Here is a 25,264-nt window from a genome sequence, read left to right on the forward strand (position 1 = left end):
CACGGGGGGAAGTGACCTGCGTTGTCCGACACCTCCACGTGGCTGATCGACCTGTTCGAGGAGCAGGGACCGACGATGCACCGGCTGGCCGTGATGCTCGGCGCCGAATCCGAGTCGGGGCACATTCTGCGCACCTCGCTGCTGGGGCTGGCCAAACGCTCCAACCGGATCGTGGACCCGTCGGCCCGGGTGGAGTACCTGGCGGAACACGTGGTGCACCAGGCCCGTTCCGTGCGGGGCCCGGGCGGGTCGTTGACACTGCTGGAGGTCGCCGACCCGCGGCAGGAGGAGATCCGCCGCGCCGTCCTAGCCCTACCCATCCGGCTGGCCGAGATTCTGCTGGTCTCCCACTACCTGTCCGTTTTCGGACCGGAACTGGCCGGGATCATGCGGATGACGGTGCGGGGCTGCAACCAGCGGCTGGAGGAAGCCCTCGACGCGCTGCGCCGGGCCGTCGGTGAACCGGGACCGGTCAGCCTGCCCGGGGTGATCGAGTCGCTGTCGCAGGAGCTGACGGCGGCGCTGCGTTCCTCCGCGCGGCTGGTCCAAGCACCGGGAACCGAAACCCTGGAGGCGGAGCTGCGTTCCCTCAAGGGGGCGCGGGCCCCCGGTGTCCCACTGCTGCTCGCGGTGCTTGCGGTGCTGCTGGTGCTGCTGGTGGTGATCTCCGCGACCTGGTTGTTCGGGCGTGCCCACCAGGCCTCGACCGTGCCGACGCTGGCCGAGTCGCCGCATTCCATTCCGCCGCAGTCGCGGGCCCTGCCCGCGCAGGTGCAGTCGGTTCCGGTGTACTACGTCGGCCGCCAGGACGGGAAACTGCACCGGGAGTTCCGCAACCTGGCGGCGTCGGGGGACATGGTTTCGACGGTCGTGAACGCGATCCTGACGTTGGCGCCCCTCGACCCCGACTACAGCTCGGCCTGGAACCCGGGCAAGGTGATCGGGGTCAGCCGCGAGGGATCCGTGGTGACCGTCAACCTGTCCGCCGACGCCTTCCCCGACAGCACCAGCGACGAAAAGACACAGCAGGCCATCGGCCAAGTCATCCAGGCCGTCCACGAGGTCCTGGACGCCCCGGACCTGGAGGTCCGGTTCACCGCGAACGGAACCACCCCACCGGCCGCATTCGCGGGCGGGCACCGGTCCCAGGGGCCGTCGTTGCTGGCGAAGCTGTGGATCAACACCCCCGGAAACGGCATGCGGATGGCTGCCGGGGTCGTGACCTTCTCCGGCGTGGTGCAGCCCGATGCGGGACAACCGCGGGTGCTCGTCACCGACTCCAACGACACCCTGCTGACCTCGCAGTACGCCCAGACCGGGACGCAAGCCGATGCGGACGGCTGGCGTGAGTGGTCGGTGTCGCTGACCCTGGAGGCCGGAAGCTACCTGGTGCGGGTGGAGACCACCTGGACCGATGATGCGGGAAACCAGCAGACGTCGCAGGAGACCCGCAGCATCACCGTCGAGTGAACGCCCCGCGGCTTCCCGGTGCTCACTTCCTCAGCGGGAGGCGACCCAACCGGCCACCTTGGATGCCCAGCGGGTGGGCATCAGACGGGTGGCCTCCGCCAGGATCGTGTTGCCCACCCCGTCGACGACGTAGGGGCGGTGACGGCGCAACGCCCGGAACGCGCTGGCCACCACCTGATCGACGCTGCGACGCTGCTGCATCACCTGGTCGTTGCCGGCGGTGGCGAAGAAACCGGTTTCGGTGGGGCCGGGGCACACGGCCAAAACCCGCACGCCGCTGTCGTGCAGCTCCGTCCACAACCCGATCGACAGACGCAGCACGTAGGCCTTCGTCGCGGCGTAGGTGGAGAACCCGGGGATGGGCTGGAAGGCGCCGGTGCTCGCGATGTTGATGACCGCTCCGCGGCCCCGCTGTTTCATGCCCGGCAGGGCGACGCGGGCCAGTTCGGTCAGGGCCACCACGTTCAGCTCCACCTCGGCGGCGATGCGTTCCGGTGGCAGGTCGGTGAAGTCGCCGATCGACCCGAAACCCGCGTTGTTGACCAAGGTGTGGATTTCGCGGGAGGCCAGGTCGGCGGCCAGCACGGCCCGGGCGCCGCGGTTGGTGAGGTCGCAGGGCCAGGTCTCCACCTGGATTTGATGCGCGGTGCGCAACTCGGCGGCGAGCGTCTCCAGTTTGTCGGCGCTGCGGGCCACCAGGATCAGGTTCGCCCCCTGCTGCGCGAGTTCCCGCGCGAAACCGGCCCCGAGCCCACCCGAGGCCCCCGTCACAACTGCCCAACCTGTCATGGGGGAAGTCTAGGCGGTCAAACACCGGGCAGGTACCCCAGCTGCGCAGCGCCACTGCCATTCGGATGGCGGAGATTGCCTGATCCGACCCGCGATGCTCTTTCCCAAAGCTGCTTGAGCCGGCCTGCTCGCTCCGTTAGCTGGGCGTGTCGAAACCATGGTGAGGGGGTTTGGGGTTTTGTGGTCGGGTGGTTTCGACTCGGGCCGTTCCTTCGTCGCGCCCCGGCTCAACGGGCTTCGGGGAGGGGACGCGACCCGGTTCAACCAGTTTCATGAAGGGCGGGGTTCGGTGACGCGTGACAAGATGGGGCCATGCAGCATTTCGACATTGCCGTGATCGGATCCGGTTCGGGCAACTCCATCATCGACGAGCGTTTCTCCCACCTGGACGTCGCCCTGATCGAGGACGACCCGGTTTTCGGCGGCACCTGCCTGAACCGGGGCTGCATCCCCACCAAGATGTTCGTGGTGGCCTCCGAGAACGCCCGGACGCCCGGGCACGCCGCCCGGCTCGGGGTGGACCTGGAGTTCAAGGGCGCCGACTGGCCAGTCATCCGCGACCGCGTCTTCGGCCGCATCGACCCGATCTCGCGGGCCGGGCGCGAGTGGCGTCGCAAGGGGAACGGGGTAACCCTGTTCGAGGGCCACGCCAGTTTCGTCGACGCCCACACCCTCCTGGTCGGTGACGTGCAGATCAGCGCCGACCAGATCGTCATCGCCACCGGGTCGCGGCCCAGGCCGCTGCCGGTGAAGATCCCGGGGGAGTTGCGGTCGCGGTTCCACACTTCCGACGACGTGATGCGCATGGATGAGCTGCCCCGGCGGCTCGTCGTGCTCGGCGGCGGGTTCGTGGCCTGCGAGTTCGCCCAGATCTTCGCGGGTCTCGGGTCGCAGGTGACCCAGATCAACCGTTCCGAGGTGGTGTTGCGCGGCGAGGACCGGGAGATCTCCGAGGAGTTCAAACAGGAACATGCCAAGCTGGTCAACCTGATCCTCAACCAGAGCATCGCCGAGGTCGCCACCGGTCCCGAAGGCGAGGTGCTGGTCATCACCACCGACCGCAACGGCGTTGAGTACGAGTACCTGGCCGACGCGGTGCTGGTGGCCACGGGGCGCATCCGCAACTCCGACTCCCTCAATCTGGCCGCCGCCGGGGTCAAGGTGGGACCGGGTGGGCAGATCCGCGTCGACAAGCACCAGCGCACCAGCCAGCCGCACATCTGGGCGCTCGGCGACGTGTCCTCGGACCGGTTGCTCAAACACGTCGCGAACGCGGAGGCCCGCACCGTCGCCGCGAACCTCCTCATCGACGGAGGCGAACTGGCGGCCACCGATCACCGCTACATCCCCCACGCCGTGTTCACCGAACCGCAGATCGCCGCCGTCGGCGCCACCGAGGAGCAGCTGCAGGGATGGGGCACCCCCTACGTCGAGTTCAAGCAGCGTTATGCGGATGTCGCGTTCGGCTGGGCGCTGGAGGACGAAGGGCACTTCGTGAAACTGCTGGCCGACCCGCGCACCTGGCATCTTCTCGGCGCCCACATCATCGGTCCCCAGGCAGCCACCCTGATCCAGCCGATGATCCAGGCCATGAGCTTCGGCCAGACGGTGCAGGAACTGGCCCGCGGCCAGTACTGGATCCATCCCGCGCTGACCGAGGTGCTGGAGAACGCTCTCCTCGGCCTGCTGAAGGCACCCCGCCCGAAGGAACTCGACGCCTGAAGTCGGGTTCAAGGCAAGCAAAGCGCCTGGGGAGTCCCGGAATAGAGACCCCTCCGAGCACATAGGACCCGTCGACAGGATTGGAAAACAGACCTAGGAGGAAACCATGTCCGACAAACCCGCCGTCATCACCGACCCGCTCACCAATCGAGGCACGGCCTTCACTCTTGAGCAGCGTCGCGAGCTGGGGCTGATCGGCAGGCTGCCCTCGGCGGTGGAAACTCTCGACGAACAGGCCCGGCGCGCCTACACGCAGCTGCGTTCCCAGTCTACCGACATGGCCCGCTACATCTTCCTCGACCAGCTTCACAACCGCAACGAAGTGCTCTACTACCGGTTGCTGGTCGACCACCTGCAGGAACTGCTACCCGTCGTGTACGACCCGACGGTGGGGGATGCCATCAAGGAGTGGTCGCGCGACTATCGTCGCTCCAGGGCCGTTTACCTCAGCATTGACCGGCCCGAGGACATCCGGGTCTCCTTCGAATCACTGGGGTTGGGAGCGGCGGACGTGGATCTTCTGGTCTGCTCCGATGCCGAGGAGATCCTGGGTATCGGCGACTGGGGTGTCAACGGCACCGACATTTCCGTCGGAAAACTTGCCGTTTACACTGCCGCCGCCGGCATCCACCCAGCACGCGCCATCGCCATCAACCTCGACTGCGGCACCGACAATCAACAGCTCCTCGACGACCCCGCCTATCTCGGCAACCGGCACCCACGCGTCCGGGGGGAGCGCTATGACGCTTTCATTGCCGAATACCTGAGGGTCGCCTCAGAGCTGTTCCCGCAAGCGCTGCTGCACTTCGAGGACTTCGGGCCTTCGAATGCCCGCCGCATCCTGGAGCGATACCGTGGCACTTATCGAATCTTCAATGACGACATGCAGGGCACGGGGGCCATCGTCACCGCGGCCGTGATCTCGGGCATGAAGGTGACGGGCACGTCTTTCGCTGACCAGCGACTCGTGGTCTACGGCGCCGGGACCGCGGGTACCGGTATGGCCGACCAGATTCACGCAGGAATGGTTCGCGATGGACTGAGTGAGACCGAGGCGAGGTCGCGGATCTGGCTGATTGACCGCGGCGGCCTGGTCACCGACGACATGCCGGATCTGCCCGACTACCAGCAGGTTTACGCCCGCCCCGCCGCAGATGTGGCGGACTGGGAGCGTGGCGCCCGCGGAATCGGGCTGCTGGAAGTGGTGCGGAGAGTCAGGCCCACCATCCTGATCGGCACATCCACCGACCATGGTGCTTTCACCCAGGACGTTATCGAAGCACTGTGCGTGGGCGCGGATCGTCCCATCGTGTTGCCGTTGTCGAACCCGACCGAGCGCATTGAGGTCATGCCCGCCGACGTGATCGCTTGGTCCGGCGGCAGGGCCTTGGTGGCGGCCGGCATCCCAGTGGAGGACGTGGAGCACGACGGCGTCACCTACACCATCGGACAGGGCAACAATGCGCTGCTGTACCCGGGGCTCGGTCTCGGGGCGGTCGTCTCGGGAGCGAGGGAGATCACTGACGGCATGCTGCTGGCTGCCGCTGAAGCCGTCGCTTCTCAAGTGGATCCGCTGCCACGAGGAGCGGCGCTGCTGCCGCCGGTGCGCGATCTGCGGGCGTCGTCGGCGATTGTTGCGGAGGCGGTCGCGCGATGCGCGGAGACCGAAGGGGTCGCATCCCGAACCCACGATGACCTCGCCCGTGCCATCAAGGACGCAATGTGGGAACCGGTCTACGGTTCCTGGGAGTGAATTTTCCTGGTTGCACAGCCCTCAAACGGGAAGAAGGCCGCTTCGGCCTGGAGAACGAGTCGAATTCCGGCGACAACCGTGAGCCGCACTGGTATCACCCGAAGCGACCGGTGATGTAGTCCTCCGTGGCCTTCTTCTCCGGGTTGTGGAAGATGCGTTCCGTCGGGCCGATCTCCACCAGATGGCCCGGTTCGCCCTGGGCCTTCAGGTTGAAGAAGGCCGTCTCGTCGGAAACCCGCGCCGCCTGCTGCATGTTGTGGGTGACGATGACGACGGTGTAGTGCTCCTTGAGTTCGTGGATGAGGTCCTCCACCGCGAGGGTGGAGATCGGGTCGAGGGCCGAGCAGGGTTCGTCCATCAGCAGCACATCGGGCTGCACCGCGATGGCCCGGGCGATGCACAGCCGCTGCTGCTGCCCACCCGAGAGCCCCACACCGGCCTTGCCGAGCCGGTCCTTGACCTCCTTCCACAGGTTCGCTCCCCGCAGCGCCTTCTCGACGGCCTCGTCCAGCACCGCGCGGTTCTTCTCCCCGTTGAGCCGCAACCCGGAGGCGACGTTCTCGTAGATCGACATCGACGGGAACGGGTTGGGTCGCTGGAAGACCATCCCGACCACCCGCCGCACCGCCACCGGGTCGACACCGGGGCCGTACAGGTCGGTGCCGTCCAGCAGCACCTCACCGGTGCAGCGGGCGCCGGGAATGACCTCGTGCATCCGGTTTAGGGTGCGCAACACCGTCGACTTGCCGCACCCCGACGGCCCGATGAAGGCCGTCACGCTGCGCGGCTCCACCACCAGGTTCACGTCCGAGACGGCGTGGAACTTGCCGTAGTAGATGTTGAGGTCCTTCACCTCGATGCGCTTCGACATGGATCCAGTATCCCTTCGGGTCGCGTTGCGGTCACTTGAGCCTGTTGCGGCTGGCGATGCGCCGGGCGATCAGGTTCAGCACCATCACGATCAGCACCAGGGTCAGGGCGGCCGCCCACACCCGGTCGGCGCCCGGCTGCCCATCCGGCACGGAGATTCCCGAGTTGATCATGGTGGGCAGCGCCCCCATCGAGTTCCCGAACGGGTTGAGGAACAGGTTCTGGGTGTATCCGATCAGGATCAGCAGCGGCGCCGTCTCGCCCATCACCCGGGCGATGCCCAGCACCACGCCGGTCAGGATGCCGCTGTAGGAGGTCGGCACCACGATCCGCAGGATCGTCTTCCACTTCGGCACTCCCAGTGCGTAGGAGGCCTCCCGCAGCGAATCGGGGACCAGCTTCAGCATCTCCTCGGTGGATCTGAGCACCATCGGAAGCATCAGCAGCGCCAACGCCAGTACCGTCGCGAACGGCGAGGGACGCTGCCCGAGGGTGGTGATCAGCAGGGCGTAGATGAACAGGGCCGCGACGATCGAGGGCACACCCGTGAGCACGTCGACCATGAACGACACCACCCGGGCCGCTTTCGTTCCCCGCCCGTACTCGACGAGGAAGATCGCGCCCAGCATCCCGAGCGGCACCGTGATCACCGCGGTCAGCAGACCGAGCATCAGGGTGCCGTAGATGGCCTGGAGGGCCCCGCCCCTGGCGTCGGTGGCCTGCGCCGACCCGAGTGGTGTAGTCCACCACTGCAACGACGGCGTGCGGGCGTCCCCCGAACCGGTGTCGGTGATCATGACGATGTCGTAGGGTCGTCCGGGGTCGGGGGAGACGGGGGCGGTGGTCCGGGTGCGGTAGGTGTTCACCCTCTCGCCCACCGCGACGTAACGCCCACCCGGCACGTAACGCCACTCGACGGCCTCGTCGGAGGGTTTGGTGTTCACGTCGCCCCCGCACGCGTCGGCGGCGAGCCGCACCTTCTCGGAGCGGTCCATGCAGATCACGTGGTAGTCGGCGCCGACGCTGTACAGCAGCGGCGCGCCCTTGACCGCCACCGAGATCAGGATCCACAGCAGGGGGATCGTGGCGGCGGCCACGGAGAACCACACGAAACCCGTCGCCAGGTTGTTCTTCACGGCCCGCCATCCGGTGGGGCGTTGCAGGTTCAAGGAGCCGGGGCGCAGGGGAGCGGACATCAGGATTTCGCCTTTCCGCGTTCGGCGACGATGCGCGCCAGGGCGTTGACCGCGAACGTCAGTACGAACAGGACCAGCCCGGCGGAGATGTAGATCCCGGCCTTGTAGGTGGTGTCGAACTCGGCGGCGTTGCGGGCGATTACGGAGGCGAAGGTCTCGCCGCCGCTGAAAACCGAGACGTCGAAGGAACTGGCCGACAGGATCAGCATCACCGCGATCGTCTCACCCAGCGCCCGGCCCAGCCCCAGCATGGCGGCCGCGGTGGCGCCGGAACGCCCGTAGGGCAGCACCGCCATGCGGATCACCTCCCAGCGGGTGGCGCCGAGCGCCAGGGCCGCCTCGATCTGTTCCCGGGGGGTCTGGGAGAACACGTCTCGGGTGACGGCCGTGATGATCGGCAGGATCATCAGCGCCAGCACCAGCGACGCCGTGAACACCGTGCCGGGGGAGGTCACCTGGGTGCTGCCGAACAGCGGGAACCAACCCAGGTGGGCCTGAATCCAGTGCGCGACGGGCTGCAGGGCCGGGCCGAGCACCTTGATTCCCCACAACCCGAAGATCACCGACGGGACCGCCGCCAGCAGGTCGATGACGAACCCGATCCACCGGGAGACGCGTCCCCCCACGTACTGGGTCAGCAGCAGAGCGATCCCGACCGCCACCGGCACCGCGATCAGCAGCGCGATCAGCGACGACAGCACCGTGGTCCACAACAGCGCCGCGACGCCGAAGTGCGGGGGCCGGGAGGAGGCGTCGAAGGTCGTGGAGGCGAAGAAGTTCGCGGTGTTGTCCAGCAACGGCTGCCAGGCGTTGCCGAGCAGGAACGCCCCGATGATGAGCACCACCACGACGATGATCAGGCTGGAGGCCCGTGCGGAGCCGCCGAACAGCAGATCGCCGAGGTGAACGGTTCTGCGGCCCCGGCCGGCCAGGACATCGGGGGCGGTGGAGAGAACGGGTTTCCCGTTTCCGGGCGGGGTGTGTTTGTCGTTGCTCATCGGATCCCGGAGACGCTCCGGCTCACCTTCTTCCGCAACTCGCCGGGCAGGGGCGCGTAGCCGAGTTCCTCGAGGGAGGCCTGCGCGGTCTCGGAGGCGAACAGCCCCAGGAAGTCGCGCAGCAACTCCGGGTTGGAACCGCCCGTCGAGCAGACGACCTCGTAGGTGGCCATGACCAGCGGGTAGGCGCCGCCGCCCGGGGTGTAGTCGATGTCCAGGCGGATGTCGTCGCCGTCGGTTTCCGCCTCGGCCGCGGCGACGGCCCGGCCGGCCGTTTCTCCCGACAACTCCACCCCGTCGATGCGGGCGAGTTTCAGGTCGCGTTCCAGGGCGGCGCCCCACTCCAGGTAGGTGATGGAGTTGCGGGTGCCGGCGACGGCGTCCGCGACACCCGCGGTCTTCTCCTTGCCCTCGCCCCGGGTGGCGGGCCATTTCTTCGAAGCGTCGTGTCCCCAGGTGTCGCCGGCGGTTTTGGCCAGGTATTTCGTGAAGTTCTCGGTGGTGCCGGATTCGTCGGCCCGATGGAACACCGCGATCCCGGCGTCGGGAAGGGAAACCCCGGGATTGGCCGCCGCTATCGCGGGATCGTTCCAGCGGGTGATGTCGCCGGTGAAGATCCGTGCGATCAGTTCGGCGGTCAGGTTCAGGTCCGGAACGCCCTCGACGTTGTGGGCGACGGCGATGGGGCCAAGAACCATCGGAAGGTTCAGGGCGGTGTTTCCCCGGCAGCGTTTCTCCGCCCTGTCGGTCTCGATCACCCCGTCGCGTTCCTTGCGGCTGAGCGGGGAGTCGGAACCAGCCAGGTCGACGGCGCCGCCGAAGAACGCCTTCACCCCGGCGCCGGAACCGGATGTGGTGTAGTCGATGACGGTTCCGGGGCAGGCCGCGGTGTAGTCCTGGATCAGTTTTTCCATCGCGGTTCGCTGCGAACTGGCCCCCTCCCCCCGGAGCGTCCCGCCCGGGCAGTCGGGTCGGTGGGAACCTGTTTCCCCCGTGGCGACGGGGTGAACGGCGACGCCTCCGCTCCAGCAGCCGGCCAGCAGCAGGGTGCTGCAACCCAGCGTCGCGGTCAAGCGCAACTTCAGGTCACGAAACCTCACGTTCGACGAAGCTAGACACGCAAGATGACGGCGCACCTACACCTGGGTTAACGCCTGGTGAACGCTGGATCGGCGCACCGTCCGATCCGGCCAGGCCCGATTCGCTGGCCTTCCGGACAACTGCCTGCGCTGTAGCGCTGGCGCTTGACGCTTGGACAGGCGGACGACGGAAGGGCCAGCGCGCGGAGATCTGGCCGGCGTCCGGGAGGAACCGGGGCATTGCTCTGCCGGCATCGCGTATCGGGGGTGATCGGTACCATGGTGGTACGCGGAAGAACGGAAGCGCCATGACCAAGGAAGAACTGGAAAAGCTCCAAGCCCTCAGCGAACCCCAACCCGTTCCCGGAAATGGTGAGGAACAGCCCCGGTGGGACGAGCAGGTGCGAACCGCGATGGACGCCCGCCGCATGGGTGCGCAGCTTCGCAGGGGTAAGCCCAAGAGTTTCCGACCTGTGGTGGGAAGGATCTGACGGCATTGCGCACCCCCACTGTTTCAGGCTGAGCATTCGGGTCGGTACAAACGGCAGGCACTCATAGGGGAGTACCAGCAGATCACCGGAGCCAATCTCATTGTCGTCATCGACCAGATCACGCCCACGAACATGACGGTTCTTGAGGAACTTCTCTTCGACTGCGATCCTCAAAAGGATCTGCACCTTCTCCTGTCTTCACCGGGAGGCGACGGGGAGACGGCGCTGCGCATGGTGCGTTCAATGCAGCTGCGGTGCAAGGAACTCACAGTGGTCGTACCTGACATGGCCAAGAGCGCGGCCACAATCCTCTGCCTTGGCGTCCATCACATCCTCATGGGTCCGGGAGGCGACCTGGGGCCGATAGACCCGCAGATGATTTTCCCCGGGGAGGACGGGAGGCGTACCGCGGCGAGCGCGAAGGAAATCGTCGCGGCAATCGGGGAGGCCGAAGAACGAATCCGGGCCAATCCTGGGTCGTTCCCGCTGTTCGCTTCGCTGCTTTCCGATGTCAACATGCTAATGGTGGAACAGGCCAAGGCCGCCCTGTCCCGTTCCGAAGCTCTGATGCGGGAGGCCTTGTCTGTGCAGGGGAGAACTCGGGAAGAGGTGGACGCTTTGGCGGCAAAGCTCAAGGAACCGCTCATAGATGCGCCCTCCAGCCATTCCGCTGTGATCTCCGTCGATCATGCGACGGGATACGGCCTTCCGGCAGAGCGCGCCGATGTGAACAGCGAAGAGTGGCGGCTCATCTGGGAGCTCTGGACGCGATATTTCTCCGAGGGGTGCTGGCCGGCTGGGCAGAAGGCCATCTACGAGGGCATTCACGCTTCACACCCCGGTTGATCTGATTCGCTGGCTCTACCGCTGGTTTGCTGGCCTTGTTCACGTTTGCCAGCGTTGTGAAGCCAGCGAACCTCAACAAGGCCAGCAAACCGAAGGGTGGGGTGGGTGGTGGGTGCCTCCGGCGCGGCTGGTTTTCAAGGGCTTTTCGTCCACCGGCGAATCCGGGCAGCGCGTGTGCGCTGGTCGCGGGACTACCATGTCAGCGGAGAGCCCGCGGTGTTGCGGGATGTGGTTCTCGGGAGGCCCGATGGGTGAAACGGACAGGCGGTACTGGCTCTACGCGCCCGGTGAGGGTGCCGCGAAATGGGAGGAGTTCCAGACCGCCGGGATCATGGCCATCAACTGGGCCAAGATCGGTGATCTCGCTGCTTTTTCGAGCGTCGAGGAGATCATTGACGCGCTGGAATCCCGATACGGGGATCAGGGAGGTCACCCGACAAGGGCGGCGGGAATGAACTGGGACTTCATTCACACCGTACGCCCCGGTGACGTCGTCTACGCGCGACGCGGGCTGACTGAGCTCGTCGGCCGCGGAATTGTCTGCTCCGAGTACCGCTACGACGACAGCCGCGCCTCTTACCGCTCCGTGCGGGACGTCGAGTGGACGCACGTCGGTTCTTGGCCGCTCAACCGGCGTGTCGGCCAGGTGACCCTGCAACGAGTATCGGAGCACACCACTTACAACTCGGAGCAACTCGAATCGATCTTCAAAAACCAGGATCAGCAGTCGGCGTCGGTTTCCCCAGCTCCGGAAACAAAACCCGGTGAGGACGCACCCGAGTCGTACACGAGGGACGACTTCCTGGGCGAGGTCTACGTTGAGCCTGCGGACCTGGAGAACATGCTCGGGCTGCTGCGGCGCAAGAAGAACCTCATCCTGCAGGGGGCGCCCGGCACTGGCAAGACCTTTGCGGCCAAACGCCTGGCCTATGCCCTCATGGGCGAGAAGGACGACTCCCGGGTCGAGGTCGTACAGTTCCACCAGTCGACCGCCTACGAGGACGTCGTCGTCGGCCTGCGACCCACGTCCGACGGCGGATTCGCGCCCGAGGAGGGCGTTTTTGCCCGGTTCTGCCGGAAAGCGGCGAAGGATCCCGGACGCGACCACGTCTTCATCATCGACGAGATCAACCGCGCCAACGTCTCGAAGGTTTTCGGTGAACTCCTCATGCTCATCGAATCCGATCACAGGGGAGAAACCCTTCGTCTGCCCGTTTCCGGAAAGTTGCTGGCCGTTCCCGGCCACCTCCACATCATCGGCATGATGAACACCGCCGACCGGGGACTTGCCCTCATCGACTACGCCCTGCGGCGCCGTTTCGCTTTCCTCGAGATGGAGCCCGCCTTGGATCATCCCGGTTTCCTCGCCCACCTCGACAGGGTGGGCAACCGGCGGCTCCGCGACCTGGTCGACGTCGTGCGCCGCCTGAACACCCGGATCGAGGAGGACGCAGCCCTTGGTCCCGGGTTCCGGATTGGTCACAGTTACCTGTGCCTGCCTCCCGGGAGCACGGACGAAGACGTCGCCTCCGTGATCCGCCACGAACTGGAACCTCTGGTTCGCGAATACTGGTTCGACGACCGCGACGCCATGAACTCCGGTGTCGCCGAGCTCCGAAGCGTGCTGCTGTGACGAAGAGCGATGCGGGCCGGCCTCATCCGCGTGGCCCCGGCACCGTGCTGTTGAAGAACGTCTACCACATGCTCGCCTACGCCTTCACCGCTCTGGAAACCGGTGAGCACCGCCGATTGGCGGGTGAGGAGTTCAATCACATTCACGACCTCCTCGCGGCCATTCTCATCGAGGGCCTCGAATCCCAACGCCGACGTGGTTTCGAACGCGACTACGAGTCCTTCGAGGAGGACCTCGCTCTCGTGCGGGGACGGATCGATCCCGCAGCAACCATGCGGCTGGGTGCCCGCCGCAGCCGCCGGGTGCGCTGCCGCTACGACGAACGCACCGAGAACACCGTTGTGAACCGCATCCTCAAAACCGCTGCGCGGCGACTGCTCCTGCATGGAGATGTGACGCGACGGCGCAGGGCACGCCTCAAGTCGGTTCTCCTTGGCATTGGAAACGTGGAGATCCTGAGCGGGGAGGAACTCAGGCGCCTGCGCTGGGACACGCTGCCGATTCACCGCGGCAATCGTTCTTACCAGCTGCTGATGGGGGTGTCTCGCCTGGTCCTGGACGAGTTGCTGCTCAGTCACGTCGAAGGTGGATTGGAGCTCGCGGACTTCCTCGATCCGCAGGTTCTCAGTGCCCTTTACGAACGCTTCGTCCTGGCCTATTTCCGGCGCCATCACCCGGGGCTACGCCCCGCCGCCCCTTGGGTGAGCGGAGGCATCGAGAATGCGCCTGCCTTCCTGCCCGGGATGCACACCGATGTCGTGCTGACCGGTCCGTCCCGGACTCTCATCATCGACACGAAGTGCCATGGCCGGATCCTCGGGGCCCACCACGACCACAAGATCCTGTCAGCCGGCAACCGGAACCAGATCTACGGCTACGTCATGCACGAGGCGCACGATCCCCGTCAGCGCGGCCGCGAGGTCGAGGGGATGCTCCTCTACGCGCAGACCACCGTCGACCCGCCACTGCGGGAGACGTGGATCGAGACCGGACACCGTTTCCACGTGCGCACCCTGGACCTGGACCAGGACTTCACCGGGATCGCGAGTCGGCTCGACGAGATCGCGGGCCTGATCAAGGTGGCGTGAACCCCGAGAGGTCAGGGTTTCCGGGATGCCGCTGGTGATCGGGTCACGGCCGTTTCCGGGCGCGCAGTCTCCCTGCTCCCCAGAGCGCGTACGCGAGGACCAGGAATCCGACGCTCAGCATCGCCACCCACGGCCACCAGCTGGGGCGGGCAGGGTTCAAGAAGGTGTACATGGGTTTGTCGTTCACCGCGTCCCAGGCGTAGACGAGCAGGTAGGGCACCAGCGACAGCGTCCAGGTCAGCGGAACCCACCAGGACAGCAGGGACTGGTTCCTGCCGACGAGGATCCAGTCGGTCACTGCCATGACCGGCAGCACCAGATGCGGGATGAAACTCGTCGGTGAGCTCAGGTCGCCGGCGATGACGAACCCGAAGACGAGGCCCGTCAACAGTGACGCACACGCCGAGAGTCCACGCAGCCAGCCCAGGTTTCCCTCCAGCTTCCGGCGCGCCGGGAAGGTCAGGAAGAACAGCGGCCGGAGCAGGCCGGACAACGCCACCAGGAACACGAGAATGTTGGAGATCGTCGTGAAGTACAGCACCTGGTTCATCACCTGCGGGAGCGTTTTGAGCGGGGCGAACATCAGGATCAGGCCCGCGCCGGAGACCAGGGTGAGAACCAGCCGCCACACCAGGGTCAGCGCCAGTTCGGTGTTGCTCGCGGGAGGCAGGAGGTCGGCGGGCCTGGCGGGTGGGAGGGATTTTTGGGTAGGCGGGACGGGGCTCTGCGTCATGTGCGAATGATCCCAGAAGAACAGGACCACATCGCAGCAGGGGCTTTGGGCATACACACCGGTAGGGCCCGGCGCCGACCTGCCCGGCGCTTCTGGCAGGTGGCGTCACCGCCCGCCCGCGGAGCAGGATCGTTGATCGGCGCGTGACTCAGGGGAGGGAGACGATTTCGGGCCCGCCCGGTCAGGCCGTCGGTTTGAAGGTTTCCATGGTCACCAAACCGTCGGGGCCGAAGTGCAGGGCACGCACCTCCGAGACCACCATCGGTTTGTCCTTGACCCCTAGGCCCGCGTACATCTCCGGCAGCACCGGGCGGTGCCCGCACACCGCCGTCGGGCAGTCCAGGTTCTTCAACAGCTCCGCCATGAGCTTGCGCACCGCCTTTGGGTTCTTCGCCGCGGACTCCTCGGTGAGCTGGTCGTAGGTCTCGATGCCGATCTTCTGGGTTTTCGCGTAGGGCTTGAGCGTTTCCTTGCAGCGCGCCGACGCGGAGCTGACGAGACGTTCGATCCCGAAGGCCGCCAGCACGTCGACGAGGCGTTCCGCCTGGCCCCGGCCCCGGCCCGAGAGGCGGCGTTTCCGGTCGTCACCGGACCAGTGCTTGCGCTGCATCGCCTTGGCGTGGCGGACGATCAGCAGCGCATTCGTCGGCGGGGCCGCTACCGCCGCCTCGATCACGGCGCGTTCATCCGGGTAGGTGACCTTTTCCAGCGCCTTGTCGACGGGAAACCACTTCACCGCCGAAACCTCGTGGTCGGGCCGGCGGGGACGCTGCGAGAGCACCGCGGAGCGCCAGTAGTGAACGGCCTTCGGGCCCTTGCCGACCTTGTAACGAACACTTGGCAGCCGCAGTCCCAGGCGGGCCGCCACCCCCGTCTCCTCCCGGATCTCCCGGACGGCGGTTTCCGGCAGCAGCTCGTCGGCCTCACCCTTGCCCTTCGGCAGCGACCAGTCGTCGTAGCGTTCCCGGTGGATCAGCAGCACCTGGAGACCGTCGGTGTGCTCGCGCAGCACCACACCCCCCGCGGAGACGATCTTCGGTTTCTTGCTCATCGGTGGCGCCTTCCCCGGGTGAGCCGGATCAGCTCCTCCTGCAGGTCGCTGAGCGGCCTGCCCTCAGGGTCGGTGGTGTGGGCGGACCAGGTGCGGTCCTGCAGCTCCCAGTGAACGGTGCGGTCGTCGAAGGCGCGTTCGAAGAGATCCCTGATGCGGGCGATGTGTCCCGGGTTGGACAATCCGACGATGGCCTCGACGCGCCGGTCCAGGTTGCGGTGCATCAGGTCCGCCGACCCGATCCCGACGTTCGGTTTTCCGCCCGCCTCGAACCAGTAGATGCGGGAGTGCTCCAGGAACCGCCCCAGGATGGAACGCACCCGGATGTTCTCGCTCAGCCCCTTCACGCCGGGCCGGATGGTGCAGATGCCCCGCACCCACACGTCCACCTTCACTCCCGCCTGGGATGCGCGGTAGAGGGCGTCTATCACGGCCTCGTCGACGATGGAGTTCACCTTGATGCGGATTCCCGAAGGCAAACCGGCGGCGTGGTTGGCGATCTCGGTCTCGATGCGTTCCAGCAGACCGCTGCGGATGCCGTGCGGGGCGACGAGCAGCCGCCGGTACTCGGTCTGGTGGGTGATCCCGGACAGGTGGTTGAACAGGCGCGCCACGTCGTCGGTGATGACGGGATTGGCGGTCAACAACCCCATGTCCTCGTAGCTGCGGGCGGTCTTGGGGTGGTAGTTGCCGGTGCCGACGTGGGCGTAGCGGCGCAGCCCACCGGATTCCTCGCGCACCACCAGCGACAGCTTGCAGTGGGTTTTCAACCCGACCATGCCGTAGACGACGTGCACTCCCGCCTGCTCCAGCTGCCTGGCCCAGGAAATGTTGTTCTGCTCGTCGAAACGGGCCTTGATCTCCACCACGGCGAGCACCTGCTTTCCCGCCTGGGCGGCCTCGATGAGGGCGTCGACGATGGGGGAGTCACCGGATGTGCGGTACAGGGTCTGTTTGATGGCCAGCACCGCGGGATCGGCGGCGGCCTGCTCGATGAACCGCTGCACGCTGGTGGCGAACGAGTCGTAGGGGTGCTGCACCAGCACGTCGCGGCGTTTCAGCGCCTTGAACATGTCGGCGGGGGAGGACGACTCCACCTCCGCCAGGTCCGGGTGGGTGATCGGCAGGAAGCCCGGGTACTTGAGGTCCTCGCGGCGCGAGTCCTCCAGGGCGAACAGGCCCGTCAGGTCGAGGGGGGCGGGCAGGTGGAAGACCTCGCCGGGCGCGACGTCCAGTTCGCTGATGATGGTGGCGAGCATCGTCTCGTCGATGTCGTCCTCCACCTCCAGGCGCACGGGGGGCCGGCCCACCTTGCGTCTCAGCAGTTCCTTCTCCAGCGCGTAGAGAAGGTTCTCGGCGTCATCCTCCTCCACCTCGATGTCCTCGTTGCGGGTGACGCGGAAGGTGGCGTGGTACAGCACCTCCATGCCTGCGAACAGCTGCCCGAGGTGCCGGGAGATGACCTCCTCCAGGGGCACGAACCGCCCCTCGGCGAGTTTCACGAACCGCGACAGGTTGGTGGGCACCTTCACGCGGGCGAACTGGCTGGCGCCCGTCGCGGGGTTGCGCAGCAGCACGGCGAGGTTCACCGACAGCCCGGAGATGTAGGGGAACGGGTGCGACGGATCCACCGCGAGGGGGGTCAGCACCGGGAAGATGCGTTCCCCGAACAGGGTGCGCATCCGGTCCTTCTCCGCGGCGGTCAGTTCATCCCAGGTGAGGATCTCGATGCCCTCGGCGCGCAGCTGGGGTCGGATCTCCTGCTGGAACAGGCGGGACTGCTCGGCGACGAGTTCGGCGGTGCGTTCCAGGATCGAGGCGTGCAACTCACCTGGCCGGGCGCCGGTGATGGTGGTCACCGCCACCCCGGCCTGGATGCGGCGTTTCAACCCTGCGACCCGCACCATGAAGAACTCGTCGAGGTTGTTGGAGAAGATCGCCAGGAATTTCACGCGCTCCAGCAGGGGGATGCGTTTCGCGTCCCGGGCCAGATCCAGCACCCGGTTGTTGAAGTCCAGCCAGGCCAGTTCCCGATCCAGGTAGCGGTGCTCCGGGAGCTGCCCGTTCTCCCGCCCGGTCACGGTGTGTCTCCCCTCCGGTAGGCGGTGTCGACGTTCAGTGTGCGGAAACCGGTGGCGGTATACAGCGCCACCACCCGTTCCTCGGAGGCCTCGACGTACAGTTCGACGTCCTCACAGCCGACGGTGTGCAGGTGGGCCAGTCCTGCGGTCAACAGGGCCCGTCCCAGTCCGGCGCCCCCGTGGCCGGGACGGACCGCCAGGACGTAGACCTCACCCAGGTTCGCGTCGTGGCGTTTCGTCCAGTGGAAACCGGCCACCTCGTCGTCGTGGTGCGCCACCAGCAGCCCGGCGGCGTTGAACCACGGCTGCCGGGTCAGCGCCTGGAAGTCGTCGATGGTGAGCCGTCCCTGCTCCGGGTGGTGGGCGAAGGCCGCCCGGTTCACTTCCACCACCCCCTCGGCGTCGGAGGGGTTGAAGGGCAGGATGCGGTATCCGGTGGGTGCGGGTACAGGGACGATGCCCGTGAGGGAGCGGCCCATCCGCAACAGTTCACGTGCCGGGCGGAGCCCCAGTTTCGCCGCGACGGCGCGGGCTGCGGGCAGGGTGCGGAAGGCCCAGACGGAATGCCCGGGACGGGCCGCGACGGCCTCGGCCACCAGGGAAGTGCCGAGGCCCTTGCCCCTGGCCCCGGGGGAGACGGCCACCAGGATGGTGTCGTCGTGGTCGTCGAGGATCGCGAAACCGTCCTGACGGGCCCACACCTCGCCTTTCCGGGCGCGGTCCAGCACCAGGCGGGCGGAGTCGTTGAGGGGGCTGAAACCGTCGTGTGCCTCGCAGGCCGCAGCTGTCACACGGGGGTCGAGTTCAGGCATCGTGATCCTCCCAACGTGCTGCGAACCGGTAACCGACGTTGCGCACGGTCCCGATGAAGTGATCGAACTGGCCGAGCTTCGCGCGCAGCCTGCGGATGTGCACGTCGACGGTGCGGGTGCCGCCGAAATAGTCGTAGCCCCACACCTTACTCAGCAGCACCTCGCGGGTCAGCACCTTGCCCTGGTGCTGCACCAGGTAGCGGAGCAGCTCGAACTCGGTGTAGGTCAGGTCCAGGGGCTCGCCGGAGATGGTGACGTGGTAGGCGTCCTCGTCGATGCGGATGGGGCCGGCCACCAGGATGTGCGGCTGGTTTCCCGAGTGCAGCAGGAGTCGCAGCCGGACGTCGACCTCCGCAGCCTCGCAGCCGTCGATCACGAAATCCGAGAACCCCCAGTCGGGGCTCAGCAACCCCAGGGCCGAGCCCGCGACCATGAGCAGCAGGGGCATGTCGGGGCGGGTCTGCCGGATGAGGGTGGTGGCGGTTCGCGCCCAGGCGAGGTCACCGCGGGCGTCGACGACGACGGCGTCGACGAGGTCCACGCGACGCAGGGCCTCCTCCGCGCTCGCGGCGGTACCGAGGTCGTGACTCAGCAGCGACAGGAAGTCGGGCGCCGGACCGGTGGGGGAGACCAGCAGAATCGAACTCACCACTCACCTCCCGGTCTCTGCGAGTCCCTATCGTATCGGGATCTCGTCCCCGGCACGGGGTCAAGTCCCCCTGTGGGCGGGGGATGCGCAACCCGATGGGTGGGGGAATCCCGGCTGGCTCTCGCCGCGCTCCGGAAGAGATGCCGCATCGTTGTGGAGAACCGGGCGGCGCCCTGTGTCGCGTCGCCCAGAACCCCGGGGAGCCGTGCCGGAGGGGTTCCGCCGGCCACGGCGTTCCCGCGCGGGCGTGCGGTTCCGAAGTTCAGCTCCCGTCCGGAGGGCATCGTGCCGGGCGCTGGGGTGACGGCGTAGCATGACCGCATGTCAAAGCGCCTGCCCGATGAGTACTTCCGGCAGACCGTCTCCAAATCCTCCGACGTGCGTGCCGCGTCGCCGGAGGGCGCGTCGTCGACCCCCTCCGGTGGTCGTGGCCGCAGGCCCCGGGGGGTCTCCCTGTGGCTGGTGGTTGCCAGTTGTGTGGCAGCTGCGCTGGTCGGGGTCGTGGGGACGCGGCTGATGATGCAGCAGGGCGCCGAGAATCCCTCGCCGACCCCCACCCCGCCGGCCAGCAGCGTCCTCGACCTGACGCCCTACGACGGGGCCGTGGTTCCCGTTTCGGCGTCCCATGCCGCCGGGAAGTGCTCCCAAGGCGGGGAGGACCGGGCCGACACGCTCCTGGACAACCGGGCCGACACCGTGTGGCGCTGCCCCGGCGCCGGGGTCGGGGAGATGGTGAGCTTCACCTTCCGGCCGGGCACGGAACTGGTCGGGGTGCGGATCATCAACGGCGACACCACCGGCCAGGGCTACCGGGCGGGTCGCAGGATCTTGGCGGTGCGCTGGACCTTCTCCGATGGTTCCTGGGCGGTGCAACCGCTCGACGTCAGCCACCCGGGGGACCAGGAGGTGCGGTTCCCACCCGTCGCCACCGACGACGTCCTCATGACGGTGCTGTCAACCACGGAGCCGGGAAGCCCGGAGACCACCGCCAATGCCGTCGCGGTCTCCCACGTGGAGTTCCTGGGTCGCAGCTGAGGGAGCACGTCAACGGCTCCGCTGGTCCCGCTTGTTCCCCGCCTTCCTGTTTTGCTGGGCTTGTTCACGTTTGCCTGCGCTGTGAGGCCAGCGAACACGAACAAGCCCAGCAAACCGACGATAGGGCCAGCAAACCGACGCCGGGTCGGCAGCTGGCTCACTCCCAGGCTGCGGTGTCGATGAGGATGGTGATCGGGCCGTCATTGACCGAGGCCACCTGCATGTCGGCGCCAAACCGGCCGCGTTCGACGGTGGCGCCGAGGGCCTCCAGTTCGCTGGCGAGGGCCTCGACGATCGGTTCGGAGACCGGCCCGGGGGCGGCCTTCGACCAGCCGGGACGACGGCCCTTCCGGGTGCTGGCGAACAGCGTGAACTGGCTGACCACCAGGATCGGCGCGTCGACGTCACTCGCCGAGAGCTCGTCGCGCAGGATCCGCAGTCCCCAGATCTTCGCGGCCAGGGTTTTCGCCGCCGCGGCGTCGTCGTCACGACCGACGCCGGCCAGCACCAGCAGACCGGGGCGGGGCAGCTCGCCCACCACCTCCCCGTCGACGGAAACACTGGCGGAGGACACCCGGGTGATGACAGCACGCATGGGTGCTGTCTACCACGTTCCCCGGTGCGGGACGGGTAGGGTTGCGGTTCGTGGGAATGATCACTGCGTGGGTGTTGGTGGTGGCCGCGGCCGGGATCGCGGTCACGGCGCTGGCGCTTGCCACATCCAAGCTGGTGCGAGCACTCAAGGCGAGAAGGGATTGAGCGTGGAGGGTTTCCAGAACATCGACATCGAGGTGCCGGATGGCCTCAACCCGGAGCTGGTGGCCCTCGGATGGCTCGTCGGTTCGTGGGAGGGATCCGGTAACGGCACCGACCACGAGGGCAACGACTTCACCTTCGAGCAGCGCATCGAGTTCACCCACAACGGCGGCGACTACCTGTTCTACGTCTCCCAGGTCTTCGGCATGGGAGAGGACGGGAAGTTCGACCAGCCGCTCGGCATGGAAACCGGTTTCTGGAGGCCGAAACGCGACGCCTCCGTCGAGGTGACGCTCACGAACTCCGACGGCTGGACCGAGGTGCTGGTCGGCAAGATCCAGGTCACCCAGATCAGCCTGCTGACCGACGCCGTCGTGCGCACCGAGGGCGCCGCCATCAGCCACACCTCCGGGCAGCGGCTCTACGGAAAGGTGGAGGGCGACCTGATGTACGCCCTCGACCGTTCCACCGCCGACCACGAGCTGCGGCCCCACATGTGGGCGCGCCTGGTGAAGCAGTGAACGCGATCCTCGTCGAGGACGGCGTGGATGCCGGTCTCGTCTGGCACCACGGCAACCCGGTCGCGGAGGCGCGCGCCATCGAAGCCGGGGATGCGGTGGTGGACCTGTCCAACCGCGACATCCTGGAGATCACCGGGGCGGACCGGCTCGGCTGGTTGCACTCGCTGACCTCGCAGCACCTCGAATCCCTCGGGGCGGGGGAATCGTTCGAGGCGCTGGTGCTCTCGCCCAACGGGCACGTCGAACATGTCCTGGCCGGGGTGGACGACGGGACGCGGATGCTGGCCTGGACCGAACCGGGACGCGCCGCCGCCCTGGTGGACTTCCTGACCTCCATGCGTTTCATGATGCGGGTGGAGGTGCGTCCCCGCGACGACCTGCGGCTGACGTGGGTCGGCGACGACGTGGAGGTTCCCGGCGACTGGGCGCGGCGCCCTGCGCTGGGGGGCCGCGAGGTGTTTCGTCCCGCGGACGCGGCACTGCCCGAGGGCAGGCCCGCCGGGATCTGGGCCTTCGACGCGCACCGCATCGCCTCGGGGGTGCCGAGGATCTTCGTCGACACCGACGCCCGCACCATTCCCAACGAGATCGGCCTGTTCGGCACCCATCTGGACAAGGGCTGCTACCGCGGCCAGGAGACGGTGGCGCGCGTCCACAACCTGGGCCGCCCGCCCCGCCGCCTGACGCTGCTGCACCTCGACGGCACCGCCGAGGCGCTGCCCGCCGCCGGATCCGCGCTGGAGGTGGGCGGCAGGGCGGTGGGTTTCGCCGGCTCTTCGGCCCGGCACCACGAACTGGGGCCGATCGCCCTGGCCCTCGTGAAACGGGCCGTCCCCACCGATGCCACCCTCACCGTCGACGGGATCGCAGCCGCCCAGGAGACTCTCGTCGACCCGGAGGTCGGCCTGCATTTCCGCGCCAATCTGCGCTGATCGTAACCGGTTCCCTCCCCCTGAGGATTTCCCAACTTCCCGCGAAAAGGCTTGTGAGCGGCCCTTGCGTCATTTACAGTGGCAGCCAAGTCGAAACGTGGCGTGGGAACGTCCGGGAGAGTTGAGGGCGGCGGGGAGGTCATCCTCGGGCCGTCGGAGATTGAACCAGCCGGGCGGGTTCCACCGCTTCTGCGCAAACCGAATGACCAGATGACGCGTGCCCCGTCCCGGGGTGTCGGCCCGGGTGGGTGACGGTTGGCCACTGGATCAACCCGATGAGCACCTCGCGCGGTGCGGGCACGTCCACAGGAGTGCATCAGTGTTCATTTCCCAATCCCAGTTCCCCGGTCCGGAGGTCCGGGCGGTCGGTTTCCTTCCGGCTCCCCGCCCGGACCCTCGTGAATCCTGTCGCTGAGCGGTCAGCGGTCCCCGACCGTTGAGGACCGGCTGTTCAGAACCCACTGAAAACCCGGGGCGCGGGGATTTCCGCGTCGCCCCGAGGTGAGTCACACCCGAAAAGCGAAAGGAAAGAAAATGACCATCGAACGACCCGGGATTTCCCGGCGAAGCCTTCTGACCACCACCGCCGTCGGTGTGCCCGCGATGGGCCTGCTGGGGGCCGCGAACCTGTTCGGCGCAGCCACGGCGAACGCGGTTCCCCCGGTCACCATCGACGGCTACTGGGGTCCGCAGACGACCACGGCGTTCCAGTGGCTCTTCGGAACCGTTCAGGACGGCGTGGTTTCCAGCCAGCTCGCATCCCAGTCGGCGCCCAACACCGGCCTGGCAGGAGGCTGGGAGTGGGTTGCGGACGCCAACGCGGAGGGATCGGCCGTGATCCGCGCCATCCAGGAAAACCTCAGGATCCCGGTCGACGGGCTGATCGGCCCCACCACCATCAATGCCATCCAGGCGCACGAGAGCCAACCACAAACCGGTGTTCTCAAGGCCGGTTCGCAGACCATCAAGATCGTCCAGCAGATGCTGAGCTACGGAAGGTTCTGAGAGGCCGCGAGGGGTGGTGTCCCGGCCGGGACACCACCCCTTCTTCGTGTTCCCGTGACATCCTGGGAGCACGCGAACGGCGCGGGCCACCATCCCGGGATGCGGCCCGCGCACACCCACCAGTGAGACGGGAGGCGGGACATGGACGTGGATGTGCTGGTCGTGGGGTCCGTTAACGAGGACGTCGTGGTGTCCGTGGAACGGCTCCCGGATCCCGGGGAGACGCTCCTGGCCTCCGAGCTCGCAACCTCGTGCGGCGGCAAGGGGGCCAACCAGGCCGTCGCCGCGGCCCGCGGCGGGGTCCGGGTGGCGATGGCCGGTGCCGTCGGCGACGACGAGGCGGGGCGCCGGCAGGCCGAGGCCCTCGAAGCGGCGGGCGTGGACATCCGGTGGCTGCGGCGGCTGGCCGGTGTCCCCACTGGAACGGCATTCATCCAGGTCGATGCGCGGGGGGAGAACACCATAGTCGTCGCCCAGGGGGCCAACACCCGGGTCGCGCTCCCAGCCGGCGACGTCGAGGCCCGGGTCATCGTGACACAGAACGAGATACCACCGGCCGTCCAGCGGGCGGCGGGCGAACTCGCCGTCCGCACCGGGGCGCGGCTGGTGGTCAACGCCGCCCCAGCACCCGAGGGCCCGCCATCCTGGTACGGGAACGCGGATCCCCTGGTGGTGAACGAACACGAGGCCGCGCAGCTGGCGGCATCGAACGAGGCCGGTGCCGGGCTGCTCCACCGGCTGCGGGAACGCACCGGGGCCCGGAGCCTCGTGATGACCCTCGGGGCGCGCGGGGCTCTCGTCGACGACGGGACCGGGGTGCACGCCATCCCGCCGGTGGTCGTGGAGCGGGTGGTGGACGCCACCGGAGCGGGGGACACTTTCGTCGGCGTCCTGGGTGCCCGGTTGGCGCTGGATGAAGGACTGGTGGCGGCGGCCTCCGCGGCGAACAGGTCCGCTGCGGAGGCCGTCACCTGGCCGGGGGCCCGCCCGCCGGCTGAGTGAGCAGCCGGCTGGCGGGTGTTTCCCAGAAGCTGGTTGAGCCGACCTGCGAGCGTCAGCGAGCGGGTCGTGTCGAAACCATGTGGTGGTGTCCGGAGAGCCGCGGTAGGTCTCGGACTGCCGGTGGATGGCGTCGGCTCACCCGTCCTTTCCTGCCCGCGGTGTTCTCTGAACGGGTCAGAGGGCGGCGAGGGCGGCCTCGTAGTCGGGTTCCTGTTTGATCTCGGGAACCAGCTGGCTGTGGGTCACGTTGCCCTTCTCGTCGAGAACGATGACGGCACGGGCCAGGAGCCCCTCGAGGGGACCGGTGATCATGGTCACCCCGTAGGTTTCACCGAAGGTGGTGCGGAAATCGGATGCGACCGTCACGTTCTCGATCCCCTCGGCGCCACAGAAACGGGCCTGCGCGAACGGCAGGTCACGGGAGATGCACAGCACCTTGGTGTTCTCCAGCCCGGCGGCGCGTTCGTTGAAGGTGCGCACGCTCGTGGCGCAGATGCCCGTGTCGACGGACGGGAAGATGTTGAGAATCAACCGGGAACCGGCGAAATCGGCGAGGGCGATGGGAGACAGGTCGTTGCCCACCAGGGTGAATCCCGGGGCCTTGGTGCCGACGGTGGGCAGTGAGCCATGGGTGTGGACGGGGGTGCCGTCCAGGGTGATATCAGTCATGCAATGAATCATTGCCGATCCCGGCCCTGGATCAAAGGAAGAACCGGGCAGGGACGGAACGGGTGGTGCGGCGTGACAAGCTT

The 25,264-nt window shown here is 67.4% G+C and carries 24 protein-coding genes; 12 read left to right on the forward strand and 12 right to left on the reverse strand.

Translation table 11 applies throughout. The features are described 5' to 3' along the window. Positions 1–21 precede the first annotated feature (21 nt). Positions 22–1,470, forward strand: coding sequence for a GerMN domain-containing protein (locus EL272_RS02150; RefSeq protein ID WP_061788342.1), 1,449 nt, complete (start codon positions 22–24; stop codon positions 1,468–1,470). A 30-nt stretch (positions 1,471–1,500) separates the two neighbouring features. Here the strand turns inward: EL272_RS02150 and EL272_RS02155 are convergent, their stop codons facing one another. Continuing rightward, positions 1,501–2,259: an SDR family NAD(P)-dependent oxidoreductase gene (locus tag EL272_RS02155; RefSeq protein WP_014845565.1), complete on the reverse strand. Its 759-nt coding sequence runs from the start codon at positions 2,257–2,259 to the stop codon at positions 1,501–1,503. 312 nt (positions 2,260–2,571) lie between these two features. Between EL272_RS02155 and EL272_RS02160 the strand changes: the two genes are divergently transcribed. Together EL272_RS02160 and EL272_RS02165 are read left to right on the forward strand one after the other, a co-directional pair. Then, positions 2,572–3,981 carry a mycothione reductase gene (locus tag EL272_RS02160; protein ID WP_014845566.1) on the forward strand — a complete coding sequence of 470 codons (1,410 nt, stop codon included), beginning with the start codon at positions 2,572–2,574 and terminating at the stop codon, positions 3,979–3,981. 106 nt (positions 3,982–4,087) lie between these two features. After that, positions 4,088–5,734 carry an NAD-dependent malic enzyme gene (locus tag EL272_RS02165; RefSeq protein WP_061788341.1) on the forward strand — a complete coding sequence of 549 codons (1,647 nt, stop codon included), beginning with the start codon at positions 4,088–4,090 and terminating at the stop codon, positions 5,732–5,734. A gap of 94 nt (positions 5,735–5,828) precedes the next feature. Here the strand turns inward: EL272_RS02165 and pstB are convergent, their stop codons facing one another. From pstB to pstS, 4 genes are read right to left on the reverse strand one after another with little or no spacing between them, the layout of a single operon-like run. Next, a complete protein-coding gene (gene pstB, locus EL272_RS02170) occupies positions 5,829–6,605 on the reverse strand; it encodes a phosphate ABC transporter ATP-binding protein PstB (RefSeq protein WP_014845568.1) in 777 nt (258 codons plus the stop codon). A gap of 31 nt (positions 6,606–6,636) precedes the next feature. After that, positions 6,637–7,800 carry a phosphate ABC transporter permease PstA gene (pstA, locus tag EL272_RS15930; RefSeq protein ID WP_061788340.1) on the reverse strand — a complete coding sequence of 388 codons (1,164 nt, stop codon included), beginning with the start codon at positions 7,798–7,800 and terminating at the stop codon, positions 6,637–6,639. Next, a complete protein-coding gene (gene pstC, locus EL272_RS02180; protein WP_014845570.1) occupies positions 7,800–8,798 on the reverse strand; it encodes a phosphate ABC transporter permease subunit PstC in 999 nt (332 codons plus the stop codon). The genes pstA and pstC overlap by 1 nt, the downstream gene beginning before the upstream one ends. Further along, positions 8,795–9,898, reverse strand: coding sequence for a phosphate ABC transporter substrate-binding protein PstS (gene pstS / locus EL272_RS02185; protein ID WP_082793923.1), 1,104 nt, complete (start codon positions 9,896–9,898; stop codon positions 8,795–8,797). Before pstS ends, pstC begins: the two co-directional genes overlap by 4 nt. A gap of 287 nt (positions 9,899–10,185) precedes the next feature. On the opposite strand from pstS, the gene EL272_RS02190 reads away from it, so the two are divergent. The 4 genes from EL272_RS02190 to EL272_RS02205 all read left to right on the forward strand — a co-directional run bounded on the left by EL272_RS02190 (position 10,186) and on the right by EL272_RS02205 (position 13,935). Further along, positions 10,186–10,368, forward strand: coding sequence for a hypothetical protein (locus EL272_RS02190; RefSeq protein WP_061788338.1), 183 nt, complete (start codon positions 10,186–10,188; stop codon positions 10,366–10,368). Between the two features lie 81 nt (positions 10,369–10,449). Further along, complete coding sequence (locus EL272_RS02195) at positions 10,450–11,214, forward strand: ATP-dependent Clp protease proteolytic subunit (RefSeq protein WP_197720315.1); 765 nt, start codon at positions 10,450–10,452, stop codon at positions 11,212–11,214. 247 nt (positions 11,215–11,461) lie between these two features. Then, positions 11,462–12,847 carry an McrB family protein gene (locus EL272_RS02200; RefSeq protein ID WP_061788337.1) on the forward strand — a complete coding sequence of 462 codons (1,386 nt, stop codon included), beginning with the start codon at positions 11,462–11,464 and terminating at the stop codon, positions 12,845–12,847. Beyond that, positions 12,844–13,935 carry a 5-methylcytosine restriction system specificity protein McrC gene (locus EL272_RS02205; protein ID WP_197720286.1) on the forward strand — a complete coding sequence of 364 codons (1,092 nt, stop codon included), beginning with the start codon at positions 12,844–12,846 and terminating at the stop codon, positions 13,933–13,935. Before EL272_RS02200 ends, EL272_RS02205 begins: the two co-directional genes overlap by 4 nt. Positions 13,936–13,978: 43 nt before the next feature. Here the strand turns inward: EL272_RS02205 and EL272_RS02210 are convergent, their stop codons facing one another. The 5 genes from EL272_RS02210 to EL272_RS15875 all read right to left on the reverse strand — a co-directional run bounded on the left by EL272_RS02210 (position 13,979) and on the right by EL272_RS15875 (position 19,261). Continuing rightward, positions 13,979–14,668, reverse strand: coding sequence for a hypothetical protein (locus EL272_RS02210; protein WP_126409314.1), 690 nt, complete (start codon positions 14,666–14,668; stop codon positions 13,979–13,981). Between the two features lie 181 nt (positions 14,669–14,849). Then, entirely contained in the window at positions 14,850–15,719 is an 870-nt protein-coding gene (locus EL272_RS02215; protein ID WP_061788335.1) for an NUDIX hydrolase, read from the reverse strand. Next, positions 15,716–17,800, reverse strand: coding sequence for an RNA degradosome polyphosphate kinase (locus tag EL272_RS02220; RefSeq protein WP_014845578.1), 2,085 nt, complete (start codon positions 17,798–17,800; stop codon positions 15,716–15,718). Before EL272_RS02220 ends, EL272_RS02215 begins: the two co-directional genes overlap by 4 nt. Continuing rightward, positions 17,797–18,612, reverse strand: a complete 816-nt coding sequence (mshD, locus tag EL272_RS02225) for a mycothiol synthase (protein ID WP_061788334.1) — start codon at positions 18,610–18,612, stop codon at positions 17,797–17,799. The genes EL272_RS02220 and mshD overlap by 4 nt, the downstream gene beginning before the upstream one ends. Then, positions 18,605–19,261, reverse strand: coding sequence for a winged helix-turn-helix domain-containing protein (locus EL272_RS15875; RefSeq protein WP_061788333.1), 657 nt, complete (start codon positions 19,259–19,261; stop codon positions 18,605–18,607). Before EL272_RS15875 ends, mshD begins: the two co-directional genes overlap by 8 nt. 321 nt (positions 19,262–19,582) lie before the next feature. Between EL272_RS15875 and EL272_RS02235 the strand changes: the two genes are divergently transcribed. Beyond that, the gene (locus EL272_RS02235) at positions 19,583–20,296 is read left to right on the forward strand and encodes an NADase-type glycan-binding domain-containing protein (RefSeq protein ID WP_041696124.1); all 714 of its coding nucleotides are present in this window, start codon (positions 19,583–19,585) and stop codon (positions 20,294–20,296) included. A gap of 157 nt (positions 20,297–20,453) precedes the next feature. Here the strand turns inward: EL272_RS02235 and dtd are convergent, their stop codons facing one another. Next, positions 20,454–20,891, reverse strand: a complete 438-nt coding sequence (dtd, locus tag EL272_RS02240) for a D-aminoacyl-tRNA deacylase (RefSeq protein WP_014845584.1) — start codon at positions 20,889–20,891, stop codon at positions 20,454–20,456. 166 nt (positions 20,892–21,057) lie between these two features. Here dtd and EL272_RS02245 point away from each other — a divergent pair, with 166 nt between their 5' ends. The 4 genes from EL272_RS02245 (at position 21,058) to EL272_RS02260 (ending at position 24,512) form a co-directional block, all read left to right on the forward strand. Continuing rightward, positions 21,058–21,573: a heme-binding beta-barrel domain-containing protein gene (locus EL272_RS02245; RefSeq protein WP_014845586.1), complete on the forward strand. Its 516-nt coding sequence runs from the start codon at positions 21,058–21,060 to the stop codon at positions 21,571–21,573. After that, positions 21,570–22,505: a CAF17-like 4Fe-4S cluster assembly/insertion protein YgfZ gene (ygfZ, locus tag EL272_RS02250; RefSeq protein WP_014845587.1), complete on the forward strand. Its 936-nt coding sequence runs from the start codon at positions 21,570–21,572 to the stop codon at positions 22,503–22,505. Before EL272_RS02245 ends, ygfZ begins: the two co-directional genes overlap by 4 nt. 534 nt (positions 22,506–23,039) lie before the next feature. Next, positions 23,040–23,510 carry a hypothetical protein gene (locus EL272_RS02255; RefSeq protein ID WP_061788332.1) on the forward strand — a complete coding sequence of 157 codons (471 nt, stop codon included), beginning with the start codon at positions 23,040–23,042 and terminating at the stop codon, positions 23,508–23,510. 141 nt (positions 23,511–23,651) lie between these two features. Beyond that, positions 23,652–24,512: a ribokinase gene (locus EL272_RS02260; RefSeq protein WP_061788331.1), complete on the forward strand. Its 861-nt coding sequence runs from the start codon at positions 23,652–23,654 to the stop codon at positions 24,510–24,512. A gap of 174 nt (positions 24,513–24,686) precedes the next feature. Here EL272_RS02260 and tpx read toward each other — a convergent pair whose 3' ends face one another. After that, positions 24,687–25,181: a thiol peroxidase gene (tpx, locus tag EL272_RS02265; protein ID WP_014845590.1), complete on the reverse strand. Its 495-nt coding sequence runs from the start codon at positions 25,179–25,181 to the stop codon at positions 24,687–24,689. Positions 25,182–25,264: the final 83 nt, after the last annotated feature.

The organism is Arachnia propionica, assembly GCF_900637725.1.
Classification (GTDB): Bacteria; Actinomycetota; Actinomycetes; order Propionibacteriales; family Propionibacteriaceae; genus Arachnia; species Arachnia propionica.

Excerpts from the sequence above, each read along its gene's own strand:
- EL272_RS02155 (WP_014845565.1), bottom strand. The coding sequence starts at position 2,259 with ATGACAGGTTGGGCAGTTGTGACGGGGGCCTCGGGTGGGCTCGGGGCC.
- EL272_RS02160 (WP_014845566.1), top strand. The coding sequence starts at position 2,572 with ATGCAGCATTTCGACATTGCCGTGATCGGATCCGGTTCGGGCAACTCC.
- EL272_RS02165 (WP_061788341.1), top strand. The coding sequence starts at position 4,088 with ATGTCCGACAAACCCGCCGTCATCACCGACCCGCTCACCAATCGAGGC.
- pstB (WP_014845568.1), bottom strand. The coding sequence starts at position 6,605 with ATGTCGAAGCGCATCGAGGTGAAGGACCTCAACATCTACTACGGCAAG.
- pstA (WP_061788340.1), bottom strand. The coding sequence starts at position 7,800 with ATGTCCGCTCCCCTGCGCCCCGGCTCCTTGAACCTGCAACGCCCCACC.
- pstC (WP_014845570.1), bottom strand. The coding sequence starts at position 8,798 with ATGAGCAACGACAAACACACCCCGCCCGGAAACGGGAAACCCGTTCTC.
- EL272_RS02190 (WP_061788338.1), top strand. The coding sequence starts at position 10,186 with ATGACCAAGGAAGAACTGGAAAAGCTCCAAGCCCTCAGCGAACCCCAA.
- EL272_RS02200 (WP_061788337.1), top strand. The coding sequence starts at position 11,462 with ATGGGTGAAACGGACAGGCGGTACTGGCTCTACGCGCCCGGTGAGGGT.
- EL272_RS02210 (WP_126409314.1), bottom strand. The coding sequence starts at position 14,668 with ATGACGCAGAGCCCCGTCCCGCCTACCCAAAAATCCCTCCCACCCGCC.
- EL272_RS02215 (WP_061788335.1), bottom strand. The coding sequence starts at position 15,719 with ATGAGCAAGAAACCGAAGATCGTCTCCGCGGGGGGTGTGGTGCTGCGC.
- mshD (WP_061788334.1), bottom strand. The coding sequence starts at position 18,612 with ATGCCTGAACTCGACCCCCGTGTGACAGCTGCGGCCTGCGAGGCACAC.
- EL272_RS02235 (WP_041696124.1), top strand. The coding sequence starts at position 19,583 with ATGTCAAAGCGCCTGCCCGATGAGTACTTCCGGCAGACCGTCTCCAAA.
- dtd (WP_014845584.1), bottom strand. The coding sequence starts at position 20,891 with ATGCGTGCTGTCATCACCCGGGTGTCCTCCGCCAGTGTTTCCGTCGAC.
- EL272_RS02255 (WP_061788332.1), top strand. The coding sequence starts at position 23,040 with ATGACCATCGAACGACCCGGGATTTCCCGGCGAAGCCTTCTGACCACC.
- EL272_RS02260 (WP_061788331.1), top strand. The coding sequence starts at position 23,652 with ATGGACGTGGATGTGCTGGTCGTGGGGTCCGTTAACGAGGACGTCGTG.
- tpx (WP_014845590.1), bottom strand. The coding sequence starts at position 25,181 with ATGACTGATATCACCCTGGACGGCACCCCCGTCCACACCCATGGCTCA.